Annotated in this window: 13 protein-coding genes; 3 read left to right on the top strand and 10 right to left on the bottom strand. The window is 64.2% G+C overall.

From position 1 onward, the window contains the following. Nucleotide 1: 1 nt before the first annotated feature. The 4 genes from ruvX to VSX77_RS00575 all read right to left on the bottom strand — a co-directional run bounded on the left by ruvX (nt 2) and on the right by VSX77_RS00575 (nt 5,480). Complete coding sequence (ruvX, locus tag VSX77_RS00590; protein ID WP_338425741.1) at nt 2-460, bottom strand: Holliday junction resolvase RuvX; 459 nt, start codon at nt 458-460, stop codon at nt 2-4. Then, complete coding sequence (locus tag VSX77_RS00585; RefSeq protein WP_338425740.1) at nt 460-903, bottom strand: nuclear transport factor 2 family protein; 444 nt, start codon at nt 901-903, stop codon at nt 460-462. The genes ruvX and VSX77_RS00585 overlap by 1 nt, the downstream gene beginning before the upstream one ends. A gap of 46 nt (nt 904-949) precedes the next feature. Next, a complete protein-coding gene (uvrA, locus tag VSX77_RS00580) occupies nt 950-3,844 on the bottom strand; it encodes an excinuclease ABC subunit UvrA (protein WP_338425739.1) in 2,895 nt (964 codons plus the stop codon). A 103-nt stretch (nt 3,845-3,947) separates the two neighbouring features. Next, entirely contained in the window at nt 3,948-5,480 is a 1,533-nt protein-coding gene (locus VSX77_RS00575) for a BCCT family transporter (RefSeq protein ID WP_338425738.1), read from the bottom strand. Between the two features lie 127 nt (nt 5,481-5,607). Here VSX77_RS00575 and VSX77_RS00570 point away from each other — a divergent pair, with 127 nt between their 5' ends. After that, nucleotides 5,608-6,009 carry a hypothetical protein gene (locus VSX77_RS00570; protein WP_338425737.1) on the top strand — a complete coding sequence of 134 codons (402 nt, stop codon included), beginning with the start codon at nt 5,608-5,610 and terminating at the stop codon, nt 6,007-6,009. Here VSX77_RS00570 and VSX77_RS00565 read toward each other — a convergent pair. Next, a complete protein-coding gene (locus tag VSX77_RS00565; RefSeq protein ID WP_338425736.1) occupies nt 5,990-6,475 on the bottom strand; it encodes a hypothetical protein in 486 nt (161 codons plus the stop codon). The two genes, VSX77_RS00570 and VSX77_RS00565, sit on opposite strands and share 20 nt — an antisense overlap. Before the next feature lie 241 nt (nt 6,476-6,716). Between VSX77_RS00565 and VSX77_RS00560 the strand changes: the two genes are divergently transcribed. Next, nucleotides 6,717-7,073, top strand: a complete 357-nt coding sequence (locus VSX77_RS00560; RefSeq protein ID WP_338425735.1) for a UrcA family protein — start codon at nt 6,717-6,719, stop codon at nt 7,071-7,073. A 73-nt stretch (nt 7,074-7,146) separates the two neighbouring features. Here the strand turns inward: VSX77_RS00560 and VSX77_RS00555 are convergent, their stop codons facing one another. The 5 genes from VSX77_RS00555 to VSX77_RS00535 form a co-directional block, all read right to left on the bottom strand. Then, the gene (locus VSX77_RS00555) at nt 7,147-7,878 is read right to left on the bottom strand and encodes a LytR/AlgR family response regulator transcription factor (RefSeq protein WP_338425734.1); all 732 of its coding nucleotides are present in this window, start codon (nt 7,876-7,878) and stop codon (nt 7,147-7,149) included. Continuing rightward, nucleotides 7,878-9,050: a sensor histidine kinase gene (locus VSX77_RS00550; RefSeq protein WP_338425733.1), complete on the bottom strand. Its 1,173-nt coding sequence runs from the start codon at nt 9,048-9,050 to the stop codon at nt 7,878-7,880. Before VSX77_RS00550 ends, VSX77_RS00555 begins: the two co-directional genes overlap by 1 nt. Nucleotides 9,051-9,147: 97 nt before the next feature. After that, complete coding sequence (locus tag VSX77_RS00545; RefSeq protein WP_338425732.1) at nt 9,148-10,611, bottom strand: MATE family efflux transporter; 1,464 nt, start codon at nt 10,609-10,611, stop codon at nt 9,148-9,150. Then, the gene (locus VSX77_RS00540; protein WP_338425731.1) at nt 10,608-13,499 is read right to left on the bottom strand and encodes a valine--tRNA ligase; all 2,892 of its coding nucleotides are present in this window, start codon (nt 13,497-13,499) and stop codon (nt 10,608-10,610) included. The genes VSX77_RS00545 and VSX77_RS00540 overlap by 4 nt, the downstream gene beginning before the upstream one ends. 148 nt (nt 13,500-13,647) lie before the next feature. Continuing rightward, nucleotides 13,648-15,714: a S9 family peptidase gene (locus tag VSX77_RS00535; RefSeq protein ID WP_338425730.1), complete on the bottom strand. Its 2,067-nt coding sequence runs from the start codon at nt 15,712-15,714 to the stop codon at nt 13,648-13,650. Nucleotides 15,715-15,888: 174 nt separating this feature from the next. Between VSX77_RS00535 and VSX77_RS00530 the strand changes: the two genes are divergently transcribed. Then, nucleotides 15,889-16,413, top strand: a complete 525-nt coding sequence (locus VSX77_RS00530; RefSeq protein WP_338425729.1) for a PilZ domain-containing protein — start codon at nt 15,889-15,891, stop codon at nt 16,411-16,413. Nucleotides 16,414-16,442: the final 29 nt, after the last annotated feature.

Here is a 16,442-nt window from a genome sequence, read left to right as displayed (position 1 = left end):
ATCATCTTGTCATCGCGTCGATCGCGCCCTGCAATATGAATGCCGCGGCGGCGCTGTCGATGCGCTCGGCGCGTTTGGCGCGGCTGACGTCGGCGGCGATCATCGCGCGTTCGACCGCGGCGGTCGACCAGCGTTCGTCCCACAGCAGCACGGGCAGGCCGAGCGGCGCGAGGTTTCGCGCAAAGGCGCGCGTGCTTTGGGTGCGCGGGCTATCGCTGCCGTCCATGTTGAGCGGCAGGCCGACGACCAGCCCGACGACGGACTGCGCAGCGACGAGGCCTTTCAGTGCATCGAGATCGGCGGCGAATTTTTTGCGGATGATCGTCTTGTCGGGCGACGCAAACGACCAGCCCGCATCGCACAGCGCAACGCCGATCGTCTTGGTGCCGACATCGAGTCCCGCGAGACGGCCGCCGTTCGGCAGTGCGGCAGCGAAATCGGCGGCGACAGTGGTGATCATCAAGCGCCTTTTTCCCGGCCGACGGTCGTGGTCTTTGCGACGACGCGCCATCCGGCCGGGGTGCGATAGAGCAGCAGCTGATCGACATAGCGGTCGCCGGCGAAATGCAGTTCATAGGTGACCGCGGTCATCGACGGCGCCGCGTCGTGGCGATCGAGCACGCGGCCGGTGGTGGCGGGGTCGGGCTGCGCGGCCCATCTGCCGATCACCTCGGCAAAGCGCTGGCAATCGATCGCCGGATTCTTGTTGGCACGGAGCGCGCAAAATTGCCAGTCGGGAAGGAATAACTCCTCCAAAATCTCGACGCGCCCGGTGCGGAGTCCCTCGACATAGGCTTCGAGTGCCTGCTCGGGCGAGGCGGGGGCGGATGCTGCGGTTGCGGGCGCGGCGGCAAGCAGCGCAGCAAGAAAGGCAGGAAGCAGGCGCACGGAATCGAGAGGCATTGCATGAAACTCCGGCTATTGTGCGCCTTGCCTATCCGGTTACGCGCTATTTCTCCAGCAACGGCTTGAGATATTGCCCGGTGAAACTCCGCTTTTCCTTCACCACCTGTTCGGGCGTCCCCGCGGCAACGATTTCGCCGCCCTTGACGCCGCCCTCGGGGCCGAGATCGAGGATATAGTCGGCGGTCTTGATGACATCGAGGTTATGCTCGATCACGACCACGCTGTTGCCCTGGTCGACGAGCGCCTGAAGCACTTCGAGCAGTTTGCGCACATCCTCGAAATGCAGCCCCGTCGTCGGCTCGTCGAGAATATAGAGCGTTTGCCCGGTCGAGCGCCGCGACAATTCCTTGGCAAGCTTGACCCGCTGCGCCTCGCCCCCCGACAAGGTCGTCGCCTGCTGCCCGACCTTGATATAGCCGAGGCCGACGCGCACGAGCATCGCCATCTTGTCGCGGATCGCAGGCACCGCCTTGAAAAATTCGGCCGCGTCCTCGACGGTCATGTCGAGCACATCGGCAATGCTCATCCCCTTGAACTTCACCTCCAGCGTTTCGCGGTTGTAGCGTTTGCCGTGGCACGTCTCGCACGTCACATAAACGTCGGGCAGGAAGTGCATCTCGATCTTGATCAGCCCGTCGCCGGTGCAGGTTTCGCACCGCCCGCCCTTGACGTTGAAGCTGAAGCGGCCGGGCTTGTAGCCGCGTGCCTGGCTTTCGGGCAGCCCGGCGAACCAGTCGCGGATCACGGTGAAGGCGCCCGTGTATGTCGCCGGATTCGACCGCGGGGTGCGGCCGATCGGTGACTGGTCGATGTCGATCACCTTGTCGCAATGTTCGAGGCCCTTGAGGCTGTCGTGCGGCCCCGCGACCATACGCGCGCCGTTCAGCGTGCGCGCGGCGCTGGCATAAAGCGTGTCGATGATGAGGCTCGACTTGCCCGACCCCGACAGGCCGGTGACGCAGGTGAAGGTGCCGAGCGGGATCTTTGCGGTGACGTTCTGCAAATTGTTCGCGCGCGCGCCCTTGAGAACGAGGTCGAACCCGTTGCCCTTGCGGCGGTGCTTCGGCACCTCGATCTTTTTAGCGCCGGTCAGATAGGCGGCGGTCAGGCTCTTCTTGCTCGCGAGGACCTGTTTCAATGTTCCTTGCGCGACGATCTCGCCGCCATGAACGCCCGCGCCGGGGCCCATATCGACGACATAGTCGGCATGGCGGATCGCATCCTCGTCATGTTCGACGACAATGACGGTGTTGCCGAGGTCGCGCAGGCGCTTCAATGTGGCGAGCAGCCGGTCGTTGTCGCGCTGGTGCAGGCCGATGCTCGGCTCGTCGAGCACATAGAGCACGCCCGACAGGCCGCTGCCGATCTGGCTCGCCAGACGGATGCGCTGACTTTCCCCGCCGGAAAGCGTGCCCGACGTGCGGTTGAGGTTGAGATAATCGAGCCCGACATTGTTGAGGAAACCCAGCCGCTCATTGATTTCCTTCAGGATCGCCTTGGCGATCTGGCGCTGCTGGTCGTTCAGTTTCTCGTCGAGCGTTGAAAACCATGCGAGCGCGTCGGCGACCGACCGCTGTGCCGACATGCTGATATTCTCGCCCGCGATCTTAACCGCGAGCGGTTCGGGGCGCAGGCGCGCGCCGTGGCACGTCTCGCACGGCTGCGCGGTCTGATATTTGCCGAGCTCCTCGCGCATCCACGCGCTTTCGGTCTGGAGCATCCGGCGGTTAAGGTTACCGATCACCCCCTCAAACGCCTTGTGCGTGGTATAGCTACGCCTGCCGTCCTTGAAGGTCAGTTCGACCGGTTTGCCGTCGGTGCCATAGAGGATGATCAACTGCACCTCGCCGGGCAGATCCTGCCACGGCGTGTCGAGCGCGAAGCCATAGGCTTTGCCAAGGCTTTCGAGCACCTGCATATAATAGGGCGAGGGCGGGTTGGATTTCGCCCACGGCACCACGGCGCCCTTTTTGAGGCTGAGCGCATGGTTCGGCACGACGAGTTCGGGGTCGAACTCGAGCCGTTCGCCGAGGCCGTCGCACGCGGGGCAGGCGCCCTGCGGCGCGTTGAAGCTGAACAGCCGGGGTTCGATCTCGGCGATCGTGAAGCCGCTGACCGGGCAGGCGAATTTTTCCGAAAAGATCAGCCGATTGGCCGGAATGCCGGCGCCCTTCATCGCCCCTCCGCTGTCCTCGTCCTCGCGGCCGGGCACCACGCCGTCGGCAAGATCGACATAGGCAAGCCCGTCGGCCAGCTTCAGCGCGGTTTCGAAACTGTCGGCCAGCCGCGTTTCGATGCCGTCGCGCACGACGATGCGATCGACGACAACCTCGACATCATGCTTGTACTTCTTGTCGAGCGCCGGGGCATCCTCGATCTCGTAAAACTCACCGTCGATGCGGACGCGGGTGAAGCCTTCCTTCTGCCACTGTGCGAGTTCCTTCTTATACTCGCCCTTGCGTCCGCGCACGACGGGGGCGAGGAGATAGGCACGCGTGCCCTCGGGAAGCTGCATCACGCGGTCGACCATCTGGCTGACCGTCTGCGCGCTGATCGGCTCGCCCGTCGCGGGCGAATAGGGAATGCCGACGCGCGCCCAGAGCAGACGCATATAGTCGTAGATTTCGGTGACGGTGGCGACGGTCGAGCGCGGGTTGCGGCTCGTCGTCTTCTGCTCGATGCTGATCGCCGGCGACAGCCCGTCGATATGCTCGACGTCGGGCTTTTGCATCATTTCGAGGAACTGGCGCGCATAGGCCGACAGCGACTCGACATAGCGACGCTGTCCCTCGGCATAGATGGTGTCGAAGGCGAGCGACGATTTTCCCGACCCCGAAAGCCCGGTGATGACGATCAGTGCATCGCGCGGCAGATCGACATCGACGCCCTTCAGATTATGCTCGCGCGCACCGCGCACTTTAATGTGGGTGAGACTCATGGGAGGGGTATGTTCCAGATTTGTTCTAAAGGCGCAAGAGCGGTCATGCCGTGCCTCGACTTAGATAGGGCGCGGTGTCCGCGCCCGCAACGTGCCCCTTGGGTCAGCCGTTGGCTGCGGCGCCGGCCGATCGACGATCGATCGTCATCACGCCCAGCGATACCGCCGCGCCAAGAATGATGAACAGCGCCGGAAAGCCGCCGAGAACCGACATCATGCGGATGCCGTCGATCCCCGCCGCCGCGACGAGGATGGTCGCGACGAGCCCGACGGTGATTCCCCAAGCGAGTTTGACCGCGAGCGGCGCTTCGGGGCTTTCGGGCGAAATGCCGTGCGTCGACAGCGCGCTCATCGCCGACACATTGCTGTCGGCCGCGGTCACATAGGAAATGAAGATCGCGCCGATCAGCAGCATAAGCACGGGCAGGCCGCCGCCAAGCTCGCTGAACAGGCGATAGAGAAGCGGATTGGGACCGGCATTGGTCAGCACGGCGTAAAGACTGCCGCCCGTTTGCTGGTCGAGAGTGATCGTCGTCCCGGCGATGATGATCATCCATGCGGCGCCGAACAGCGCAGGCAGCAGCAGGCTGACGAGGATGAACGCGCGCACGCTGTACCCCACCGCAAGACGGCCCAGAAACAGCGCGGTGACCGGCGCCCAGGCAAACCAGTTGGCCCAGTTGAAGATTGTCCATTGTTGGTGCCAGTCGCGATTGACGTCGATGCCGAGGCTGCGCGGAAGGAAGGTTGCGGCATGGTCGGCGGCGCCGGCAAAACCGAGCCCGGGAAGACGCGCGGCGGGACCGGCGGCGACGACGAACAACAGCACGGCGATAAACAACCAGATGTTGAAGATCGACAGCCGGGCGATGCCGCGCTGAAGGCCGAGCGCTGCCGAAATGACGAAGGTCGTGACGATCGCGGCGGCGATACCCCAGCGCAGCGGGGCGCCGCCCGCGACGCTCCACAGGCCCTCGATCCCGCCCGCGAGCGCGAGCACACCCGCGCCGAGCGAAGCGGCCATGCCGGCGACGAGGGCGAAGAGGCAGACGATGTCGATAATCGTGCCTGCGGCACCATGCGCGCGCTGGCCAATGACGGGCACGAAGAGCGACGAAAGGCTGAAGGGTTCGCGGCGGTCGTAATAGACGAGCGCGAAGGCAAGCCCCGCGACAGTGTAAATGGCGTAGGGCGTCAACGTCCAGTGAAGGAACATCGTCGACATGGCGAAGGTCGCGGCGGCATCGCTGCCCGGCGCGAGTCCCAGCATCGCGGGCGGATCATTGAGGTGGAACAGCGGCTCGGCCGCGCCCCAGAACAGGATGCCGGTGGCGATCGTGGTGCAGAGCGTGACGGCGAACCAGCGCCAGCGCGACAGGACCGGAACAGCGCTCGCGCCGCCGATGATCCGGCCGCCGAGCGGCGACGTGGCCACGAGCAGGAGCAGCGCGAGAAAGCCGATGCCTGCCCAGGCGAAGAGCGGCGAAAAATGGCGCAGGATCCAGTTGTTGATCGCCGTTTCGGCAGCCACGACCGCTGCGCCCTGCCACAGGCTGAGCAGCACGGCGACGAGCAACACCGCAAGCGGCGCGAAAAAGACGGGGCGATTGAGAGGATATTTCGTCGGGGCGGGCAAATAGCGGTCCGATGGTGCAGGGAGCGGCCGCGCAGCATGGCGATTGAACGGCAGGAGGTCAAATCGCCGGCGGAACGCGCCGCGATATGGCGCGTTGGAACGACGCATGAATCGCAGGAGAAGTTCGATGACCAGAACGATAATGAGTGCTTCGATCGCCTTGATGCTGCTGGCTGGCGGTCAGGCCGCGGCGCAGCAGACGCCTGAAGCTCCGCCGGCGACCGAAAAGAAACTGCCCGACGGCACGACGCCCGAAGAACGCGCGAATACGGCTCGGCTGAACGCCCAACAGGCGGCGCAGGCGAGGACCGACAACACGATCTATACGCAGGAAGTCTCGGCTGCAGCGCAGCAGGTTGCGCACGATCAGCAGGTCTTTGTCGACGAAACCGCCGCCTATGAGGCCGAAAAGGCGCGCGTCGCCGCCATGTCGGCCGAGGAGCGGATGAAGTGGGAAGCCGATGTCGCCGCGTGCAAGGCGGGCGATACGACGCGCTGCGCCGCGCCGGTCAAGGCACCTCCGCGCTAGGCGCAAGATTGTCCTCTGCCGGGATCGGCTGATCGTCCGCGCCGATGCTGCCGGCGGTCGACTCGGCGCGGCTATCGATTTCGCGGTCCGGGAAGCGGCCGCCATATCGATAACCGTCGTCTATCTCTTCGGCCGGCATCTCGGGCTCGATCGATCCCAGCGCGCGGAAAGCATTGTCCATCCGATCCTGCCGCTCGGCACGGAGGTGCGCCGCGACACCATAGCTGTCGGGGCACATCGGACACGGATCTTCACCGATCGCCGGTGGTGCAGCGGCATCCGGGTTGGCGCTTAAGCCGGAGTAGGTCGCGGGCTCATACGCTCCGTTGCCCAGACGCTGCCCCGCGACCATTTCGCCGAGCAGCGCGCCGCAGATGGTGCCGACAAACGCCAGTAGCGTGAGGCGAAGTACCATAACCTGCACTCGGCGGGTCGCAGAGTAAGAATATTTCCGCACGATGACCAAATCTGGTCTCTTTTCGATCGGAGCGCAAGATTTGTGTCATGAAATTGCCGGACCCTCGGCCATTCGTCGAAGAATAGATGTGTTTTGTCGGTCTGATCGACGTGCCGTCGAGGCCGGTCGAACCCCGCGTGATCCGGCATAGCCGATGGGGCATTCAAAGGCTGCGGGATGCGGAGGGCTTCGGTCTCCCCGGTCCGGGCCCTTCGTATCCCGCATCCGATCCCCTGTGAGAGGACTCCCCATGGCGAACCTTACTTTCATTCTGCTGGCGGCGCCGATGGCGTTGACCGGTCTTTCCGTTCCTGCGTCCGCAAGCGAAGACGATGGCGAGCGTCGTACCGTAATCGTCAAATATGGTGATCTGAACCTTTCGACCGCGAAAGGGCGCGAGGCGCTGTCATCGCGCGTCAAATTTGCGGTGCGTCAGGTGTGCGGCAGCCGGCCGCACTACCGGCAAACGCTCGCCGAGCGCGCGCCCGCAATTCAGTGCGAGAAATCGGCGATGGCCGATGCGGACGTGAAACTTGCCGCGCTCTTCAACGGCGATGGCGCCCGCTTTGCCGATGCCGGCGGGCTGGTTATCGCTGCCGCTCCCTGATCGCAGTCCCTTGCGATCATTCGGTGAGGCGGTCATGCCCCGGCGGCATGGCCGCCTTGTCGTTGCATAAGTGTCAGGCGTGCATGATCGCCTTGACGTCGTGAAGATAGGTGCGGCCGATGCGGTGCACGCCGCCTTCGCCCAGATCGACGCTCCACGCGCCGTCGCCATGATGTTTGAGCCCGACGATGCCCTCGCGCCGGATCATCTTCGACCGGTGGATGCGCATGAACTGATCGGGGTTCATCCGCGCTTCCAATGATTTGATCGTCTGGTGGATCAGCCAGCTGCGCGCGCCAACGTGCAGGCGCATATAGTCGCGTTCGGCCTCGATCAGGTCGACCTGTGCCGCGTCGATCCGCAGCATTTCGCCGCGGTTCTGGACCCAGAATTCGGTGATCCATTTGCTTTTCTGCGCTGGCGAACGCTCGGTCGCGCGCCATTCGCGCACGCGGCCGAGCGCGCGCTCCAGCCGGTCGGGGGCGACGGGCTTCAGCAGATAGTCGACTGCGGCGACCTCGAACGCCGCGACCGCATAGCGATCGAAGGCGGTGACGAAAACGATGGCCGGCGGGTTGTCGAGCTGCTCGATCGCCGCGGCCACTTCCAGCCCGTTAAGGTCGGGCATGGCGATGTCGCAGAGCAGCAGGTCGGGCGCGAGCGCGTCGACCATACGGAGCGCCGAGGCGCCGTCGCTGGCGGTACCGACGAGAGAAATGCCGTCCTGTTGCCCGGCCAGGATCTGAAGCCGCTCGATCGCGAGCGGCTCGTCATCGACGATCAATGTGCGCAAGGTCTGAAGCATCAACAAGCCTCCCGTGCCAGCGGCAGCCATAGCGAGACGACAAAGCCGCCGTTATCCGATTTACCCCATTCGCACCCGGCAGTGGGACCATAGCGGGTCAGCAGCCGTTCGCGGACATTGCCGAGGCCGAGGCCGGTTCCCGAAGCGGGGGCGGGGGCCTTGGGATCGACGTCATTTTCGACCCGCAATACCAGCAGGCCATATTCGGCGCTGGCTTGCAGGCGGATCGCAATCCGCCCCTTGCTGGGCGACACGCCGTATTTGATCGCATTTTCGATGATCGGCTGCAGGATCAGTACCGGCACGCACGCATGTTTCAGTTCGTCGGGCATCGACACCTCGACCTGCAGCCGGTCGGGAAAGCGCGCCTGTTCGATGTCGAGATAGAGCTGTTGAAGCGCGATTTCCTCGTCGAGGCTGACGAGCTGTTCGGGATCGATCGCGAGGCTCGAGCGCAGGAAGGACGACAGATTCATGATCATCGATTCGGCTTCGGTCTTCGACCCCTTGAGCACGAGCGTCGACAGCGAGTTCAGCGTGTTGAAGAGGAAATGCGGATTGACCTGATAATGGAGCGCGCGCAGCTGCGCATTCTTCGCTTCCATGCGGAAATGATTGGCGCGGCGTTCGACCGCGCGCATCTCGTTTGCATAGCCGAAGGCGACGTAGAGCGCGGCCCAGACCGCGAAGAAGAAATACCAGCGGATCGAGCTGTCGAGGATCAGCACCATTTCCCACGCGACCGGGAATTTCGACTGCACTTCTTCAACGATCTTGGCCGTATCGGGGGCGGGTAGCCAGTAGAAGAACACGAACAGGTTGATGCTGGCGTACACCATGACGAGCGGGACCGCGGCGCCGAGCGCGGCGCCGAGGCGCGCGCCGAAACTGCGCGGCTGCGCGCGCTGGAGCAGCTGATAGAGCACGAAGGTGCACAGGATGCCCGCGACGACGACGATCGCACGGCGTCCGGCAAAGGCCCACTGGTCGCTCGCGCCGGTCAGCATTGCGAGGCCGGTCGTGATCAGGAAATAGATCAGCCACATCGCGAGGATCGACCCGATCGCGACGCGCGGGTTCACGCGCGCATCGGACGCGCGCCAGTCGGGCGCCGCGGCCAACATTTTTGCGCGCTGATCGCGCAGCGCGTCTTTACGGAGGTTTGCGTTCATTACCCCAGCTTTTAGCGCGAAAAGCGCCTGGCTTACCAGTGCGCAGCGCGACGCCAGTCGAAACGACGCACGCCTTCGTCGAAAGCCGGTGGCGGGGTCAACGCGCCGGCTGGGGCAGCGTCCGGCGCCAGCGGCCGCGTTGATATATGACCCAGGCCATCGCCAGCGATGCGAGCATGGAAAGCAGGAAACTCCACCAGAGCGCATTGGCGCCGAGATAAGGATAGGCCAGATGATAGAGGCCAAGGCGGATCGGAAACGTCGACAGGAAGAGGATGATCAGCGGCGGGACCACTGAGCCGTTGGCGCGCAAAGTGCTGATCAATACAATCGTCGTGCCAAATGGCAGGAATGCCCATGTTGCGATCAGCTGAATATCGCGCGCTACGTCGATCGCCGGGCTCTCGCTGCCGAGGAACAGCGCGAGCGCAGCACGGTCGAAGAGCAGGAGGAGGATGATCAAGGCACCCGTCATCGCGAGATTGATGGCAATGCCGCTGTTGGTCACCGAAGCGACGCGGTCCCAGCGCCCGGCGCCAATATTCTGCGCCGCCATTGAGCTGACCGCCGCGCCGACCGCCAGCGCGGGCATCTGAATATAATTCCAGAGCTGCAGCGTTGCGCCATAAGCGGCGGAGGTCACAAGTCCTTCGCGATTGACGAGGCCGACCATGACCAGCCCGGCGCTCGAGATGACGATCATCTGTGCGCCCATTGGCAGGCCGCGGCCGATGATGAAGCGCAGCTCGCTCCATTGCGGAAGGAGGTAAGCGAGTTCGCGGCCGCGGAGGCGCAGGACATGATTTTTGGCATAGAACCAGCCGATCATGCCGACGAGGCTGATCGTCCCGGCAAGCGCCGTCGCAAGCGCGCTGCCCGCGATACCGAGCCGCGGGAAAGGGCCGAGGCCGAGGATCAGGATAGGGTTGAAGACAATGTCGAGAACAACCGCGAGGATCATGAAGCGCAGCGGCGTCACCGCATCGCCCGCGCCGCGCGAGGCCATCATCAGCGTGACGGAGAGCATCGAGGCCGGGACAGCCAGGAAGGTGACGCGGAGGTAATCATGCGCGAGGACGAAGGCTTCGGGCGGGGTTTTGAGCCAATGGAGGATGCGATCCGAAGCGAACCAGCCGACGATTGCTGCGACGACCGAAAAGAGGAGAGCGAGGCCGATGACGCCGCCGGTCGCGCGGCGCGCGGCGTCGACGTCGCCGCGGCCCATCGATTGACCGATCAGTACCGTCGCGGCCATACCGAAACCGAAAAACGCGCCGAACATCAGGAACATGATGATGTTCGCATTGGCGGTTGCGGCAAGCGCGCTGTTGCCCAGAAACTGTCCGACCCAGATCGAGTTCACCGAACCCGAGAGCGTCTGGAGGATGTTCGACGCGAGCGTCGGCAGCGCGAAGAGAATTAGCGTCCTGGTGATCGGACCCGTCGTCAGATCGGTCCGCCCGGTGCCGCCGCGCGCAGTCTGGCGCGGCGGGACCGGGCTGGCAGCCGGATCAGCCGCCGCCGCGACCGGCGTCGGCGTGACGGAAACCTCTTCGTTCACCCCAGACGCGCGAGCGCGGCGCTCAGGCGATCGGCTTCGGCTTCCTTGGCGGCATGGTCCGCGCGCGCTTTTTCAACCGCTTCGGGTTTGGCGCGCTCGACGAACGAGGGGTTATTGAGCCGCCCGGCGAGGCTGTCGCGCTCTTTGGCCGCAGCGGCGAGTGCCTTGCTCAGGCGATCGCGCTCGGCGGCGATGTCGATCACGCCTTCAAGCGGGACGGTGATGGTCTCGCCCTCGACGACAAGTTGTGCCGACGCACCTGCGGGCGCGGGATCGAAACTGACGAGCTCGAGGCGCGCGAGGCGGTCGAGCTGCGCGGCCAGCTTGTCGGCGCGATCCTTAAGCGATGCCGGGAAATGGGCGGCCAGGCGCGCTCCGGGGGGCAGGCCGAGTTCGGCCTTGGCGGCGCGCAATTCGCTCACCAGTTTGATCAGCCAGTCGATGTCGGCGCCGGCTTGCGGATCGCGCGCGGCGTTCGATGCGGGCCATTTGGCGGTAATCAACGGATAGTCGGCGCGGTCGCCAAGGCCCGTCCACAGCTCTTCGGTGATGAAGGGCATGAAGGGGTGGAGCATGACGAGGATCTGGTCGAGCACCCAGCCGGCGACGGCTTTGGTTTCCCCAATCTCCGTTTGCCCTGAGCTTGTCGAAGGGCCGTTCTTTTCTTCATCGCCGCTTGCAGAGAAGGACGGGGCTTCGACAGGCTCAGCCCGAACGGAACTGGGGTCGGTTCCGCGGCTCAACACCGGCTTGATCAGCTCCAGATACCAGTCGCAGAAGCGGTCCCAGGCAAAGCTGTAGATCGCGTTGGCGGCATCGTCGAAGCGATAGGCGGCAAAGGCCGCTTCCATCGCGGCGACGGTGTCCGCGACTTCGCCGATGATCCAGCGATTGACGGGCAATGTCGCCGCGGGGGCTTCGAGGCTGGTCGAGGCCGAAATGCCATTGGCTTCGCAGAAGCGCGCGGCATTCCAGAGCTTCGTCGCGAAATTGCGATAACCCGCAAGCCGCGCGCCATCCATCTTGATATCGCGGCCCTGGCTTTCCATCGCCGACATGAAGAAGCGCAAAGCATCGGCGCCATATTGGTCGATCAGGCCGAGCGGGTCGATGACATTGCCCTTCGACTTCGACATTTTCTGCCCGTCGGGTGCGCGGACGAGGCCGTGGAGATAGAGCGTCTTCCACGGCACCTTGTCTTCGGGCCGCTCGCGCTCCGAACCCATGAACTCCATCCCCATCATCGCCATTCGCGCATCCCAGAAGAAGAGGATGTCGAAGCCCGAGATGACGACGTCGTTGGGATAGTGGCGTTTCAGCAGTTCGGTGTTTTCGGGCCAGCCGAGCGTCGCGAAGGGCCAGAGGGCGGAGGAGAACCAGGTGTCGAGGACGTCGGGGTCGCGGGACAGGGCGACACCCGCTCCCGCTTCGGCCTGGGCTTCTTCTTCGGTTTCGGCGACGAAAATGCGGCCGTCCTCGGCATACCACGCCGGAATCCGGTGCCCCCACCAGAGCTGTCGCGACACGCACCAGGGCTGGATATTTTCCATCCAGTTGAAGAAGGTTTTTTCCCAGGTTTTCGGCACGATATTGATGCGCCCGTCGCGCACCGCTTGAATCGGCGGCTGCGCGAGCGTCTTGGCATCGACATACCATTGGTCGGTGAGCATCGGTTCGATCACCACGCCGCCGCGGTCGCCGAAGGGCTGCATGATCAGCTTGTCCTCGACCTTCACCATCAGGCCTTCGGCGTCGATGTCGGCGACGACGCGCGCCCGCGCTTCATAGCGGTCGAGCCCGCGATATTCCTCGGGGACAAGGTTCAGCGCGTCGATCTCGGCCGGAGTGGCGGGAGCACCCTTCGCGATTTCGACCGCGCGCGCCGATGCTTCGGCATAGCTCGGTCCGTCGGCGCGCATTGCGGCGACTTCGTCCATCAGCCGGTACATCGGAATCCCGTTGCGCTGCGCGACGCCATAGTCGTTTTCGTCGTGCGCGCCGGTGATCTTCACCGCGCCCGAGCCGAAATCGGGGTCGGGGTAATCGTCGGTGATGATCGGGATCAGGCGGCGATGCTCTTTGGGCCCGACGGGAATCTCGCAATATTTGCCGACGATGGGCCGGTAACGCGCGTCATCGGGATGCACTGCGACGGCTCCGTCGCCCAGCATCGTTTCGGGGCGCGTCGTCGCGATCGAAATATAGTCGCGCTCTTCCTGAAACACGACCCGACCGTCGGCGTCGCGCTCGACATAGGTGTAGGTTTCGCCGCCCGCGAGCGGATATTTGAAATGCCACATATGCCCCGACACTTCGCGCGATTCGACTTCGAGGTCGGAAATCGCCGTCTTGAGCGCCGGGTCCCAGTTCACGAGGCGCTTGTCGCGGTAGATCAGTCCCTTTTTGTGGAGATCGACGAACACTTTCACCACCGCCTTGGTGAAATGCGGGTCCATCGTGAACTGTTCGCGGCTCCAGTCCATCGAGCAGCCGAGGCGGCGGAGCTGGCGGGTGATCTGGCCGCCGCTTTCGGCTTTCCATTCCCACACCTTGCCGACGAATTCGTCGCGGGTGAAATCGGTGCGCTTCTGCTGACGCTCGTTCAATTGGCGCTCGACGACCATCTGCGTCGCGATGCCCGCATGATCGGTGCCGACGACCCACAAAGCATCCTTACCGCGCAGCCGCTCGTAACGGATCAACACATCCTGCAACGTATTGTCGAGCGCATGGCCGATGTGCAGCGCGCCGGTGACGTTCGGCGGCGGGTTGACGATCGTGAACGGCTGGGCATCGGGGCGCGCGGGGCGGAACAGCCCGCGGCTTTCCCATTCCTGGGCCCATTTCGCCTCGATAGCGGCGGGATCGAAGGTTTTTTCCATCGGCATAGCGGGGCGCCTTTGCCAGCCGGGGGGCAAGGCGGCAAGGGGGAACAAACCCATCCTCGTTATGCCGGACTTGATCCGGCATCCATTCCTGCGGCGAGGAAATGGACCCCGGATCAAGTCCGGGGTGACGATATAGGGGGAGGTGGGCTTACTTCTTCAAATAGCTGTCCAGCCAGTTGAACACCGTCTGGTGCCACTGGACGCTGTTCGCGCCCTTCAACACCCAGTGGTTTTCGTCGGGAAAGACGAGCAATTGCGACGGGACGCCGCGGCGCTGGAGCGCGGTGAAGGCGGCGAGGCCCTGGCTGTAGGCGATGCGGAAATCCTTTTCGCCCGTGATAACCAGCATCGGCGTTTTCCACTTGGCGACATGATTGACCGGGTTCCACTTTTCGGGGTCGGTCCGTTCCCACCAGGGGCCGCCATGATCCCATTCGTCGAACCAGAGTTCCTCGGTCTCGAACGCCATGGCGCGGAGGTCAAAGACGCCGTCGTGCTGGACGAGGCATTTGAAGCCGTCGGTCCACTGGCCGGCGATCCAGTTCATCATATATCCGCCATAGGAGGCGCCGAGCGCGCAGGCGTTGGCCACGTCGAGCTGCGCATCCTGCTTGCCCGCGGCGGCGAGGCCGAGCTTCAGATCTTCGAGCGGCTTGCCGCCCCAATCCTGGTTGATGCTGTCGGTGAACGCCTGTCCGTAGCCCGTCGAGCCATGGAAATCGACGGTGACGACGCCGTAACCCTGTTGCGCGAACAGGCGCGGGTTCCAGCGCGTCGACCAGCTGTTGCCGAAGCTCGATTGCGGACCACCGTGGACGATGAAGGCAACCGGCAGTTTTTCGGTCGCCTTCGCGGGTTTCAGGATCATGCCCCAAACGGTGTCGCCATTCGCGCCCGCGAAGCGGATCTTTTCGAGCTTCACCGGATCAAATTCGGCGAGGCGATCGGCGTTGACGCTGGTGAGCTGGCGGACCTTGCCGCTGGCGTCGCGCACGAACAGGTCGGTTGGCGCCAGCGCGCTGTTGCGCGAATAGAGCAAGGCGCCGCCGGGGAGCGGCGTGACGTCGTTGATATTGCCTTCGAGCGCTTCGGGCGAGGCCTTCAGCTTCTCGACCTTGCCCGTCGCGACATCGACGCGGAACACGGGATGTTCGAGAACGTCCTGCGCGGTGACATAGAGAGACTTGCCGTCGGGCGCCCAGGCGATCGAGCCGACCGAACGATCCCACGCGTCGGTGAGCTTGCGCGTCTCGCCGCTTTCGAGGTTGCGGAGCATCAGCACCAGCCGGTCGGCCTCATAGCCCGTCCGCGCCATCGCGGCATAGGCGAGCCATTTGCCGTCGGGTGAGGGGGTGGGCAGCGTGTCGGTTGCCTGATTGTCCTCGGTGAGATTCACCGGCATCATCCGGCTGTCGACGAGCCAGCGATAGATGTCGAGGTTGGTCGACATGGGCTCGGCCCGGTCGGCCTTGCGCAGCGTGAAGAAGATGGTGCGGCTGTCGGCGCCCCATGCGAGTTCCTCGCCGCCGCCGAAGGGTTTCGACGGGGTGTCGCCGATCAGCCCGGCATCGGCGGGGCGCGCCGTGGTGGCCTTGCCGTCCGCAAGATTGAAGATGAAGGGGCGGCTGTAGGTGCCCGGCGTTTCCCACTCGTCCCAGTGGCGGACGAAGCCGACGCCGTCCTTGTAAAGGCGGCCGCTGCCGGGACCGACGAGCGCGCCCTTGTCTTTCGCCTCGCAGCCGAAATCAGTGCATTCCTTCGGGATGTCGCCCCATGCAAGCAGCTTTGTGGCGTCGGGCGAAATCTTGAATCCGGCAACGTCGGCCTTGGTGTCGGTGACCTGCGTTCCGACGCCGCCGACCCTGGGGTCGATGCGCCAAACCTCGTTTTTGCCCGACGCGTTCGAGAGGAAATAGAGGATGCCGTCCTTGTCGAAAGCAGGAGAAGTTTCATTTTTGCCCGCGGTGTCGGCGACCCGGATCGGCATCGCGTCTTTGGCATGGCGGTCGACGAGCCAGAGGCCGGTCGAGCGCTTGTAGGTTTCGGCTTCGGTCTCGGTCATCTGGAAGACCACCCAGCGCCCGTCGGGCGATGCGGTCGGTGCGGCGACGCGCTTCAAGGTCGCCAGATCGACCTCGGTCATCGGGCGAGCAAGGGCGGGAGCGGAGAGGGCGGCGGCGAGCGCGAGCGCGCTGGTGAGGAGAAGGTTTCGCATGAAATCGGTTTAGCGGAGCCGTGGGCGCGTTCAAGCGTGTTCGTTCGGAAGAGGGTTTTGGTTCGAATCTTCCGCGCCGCCCGCCGCGGCGCACGCGCCGATATTTTGCGCCTAATGGCGCCCGTCGCCGGTCGCGCTAACCTTCTTTTAACCAGCCAACTCCCACAGAAGCATATGCCGATTTACGGACAGTTCCTCCCCTTGGCGCCGAACGGCGACAAACGTCAGGACGTGCGCCGCAAACTCAGCCTGCTCGCCCGCGGCATGAAGCATGACGGGACCGGCATCGCGGTCCAGATTCACAATATTTCGGGAACGGGGCTGCTGTTCGAAAGCGACATCGATCTGCAAGCCTGCGACCGGATCGAGATCGAACTTCCCCATGCCGGCGGCATCACTGCCGTCGTCATCTGGGCCAGCGGGCGGCTCTTCGGATGCCAGTTCGAAGGTCCGGTATCGCCGGCGACGCTGAGCGCGGTCGAACTGAAAAGCGCGGTCGCGCCGATGCTTGAATCATCGACCAGCGCCGTCGCGTCAACGTCTGGCGCCGAAGGAGCGGGTGCGGAATTGGCTCCCGACGAATTCCCCGACGACGTCGCGCCCGCGCCGCTTCAGGAGGTCATCGGCCGGAGCCGCGAACAGATCGCGCGCGCTGCCGGGCTCAGCATCGACAGGGTCCGCATCATCGTCGAATATTAGTGGGAAGCCGACGGTCGGGCGACGTTGCG

The organism is Sphingopyxis sp. TUF1, from assembly GCF_036687315.1.
In the GTDB taxonomy this organism is placed as follows: Bacteria; Pseudomonadota; Alphaproteobacteria; order Sphingomonadales; family Sphingomonadaceae; genus Sphingopyxis; species Sphingopyxis kveilinensis.
The sequence above is the reverse complement of the archived record's forward strand: the minus strand, read 5'-3'. Positions and strand labels throughout refer to the sequence as shown.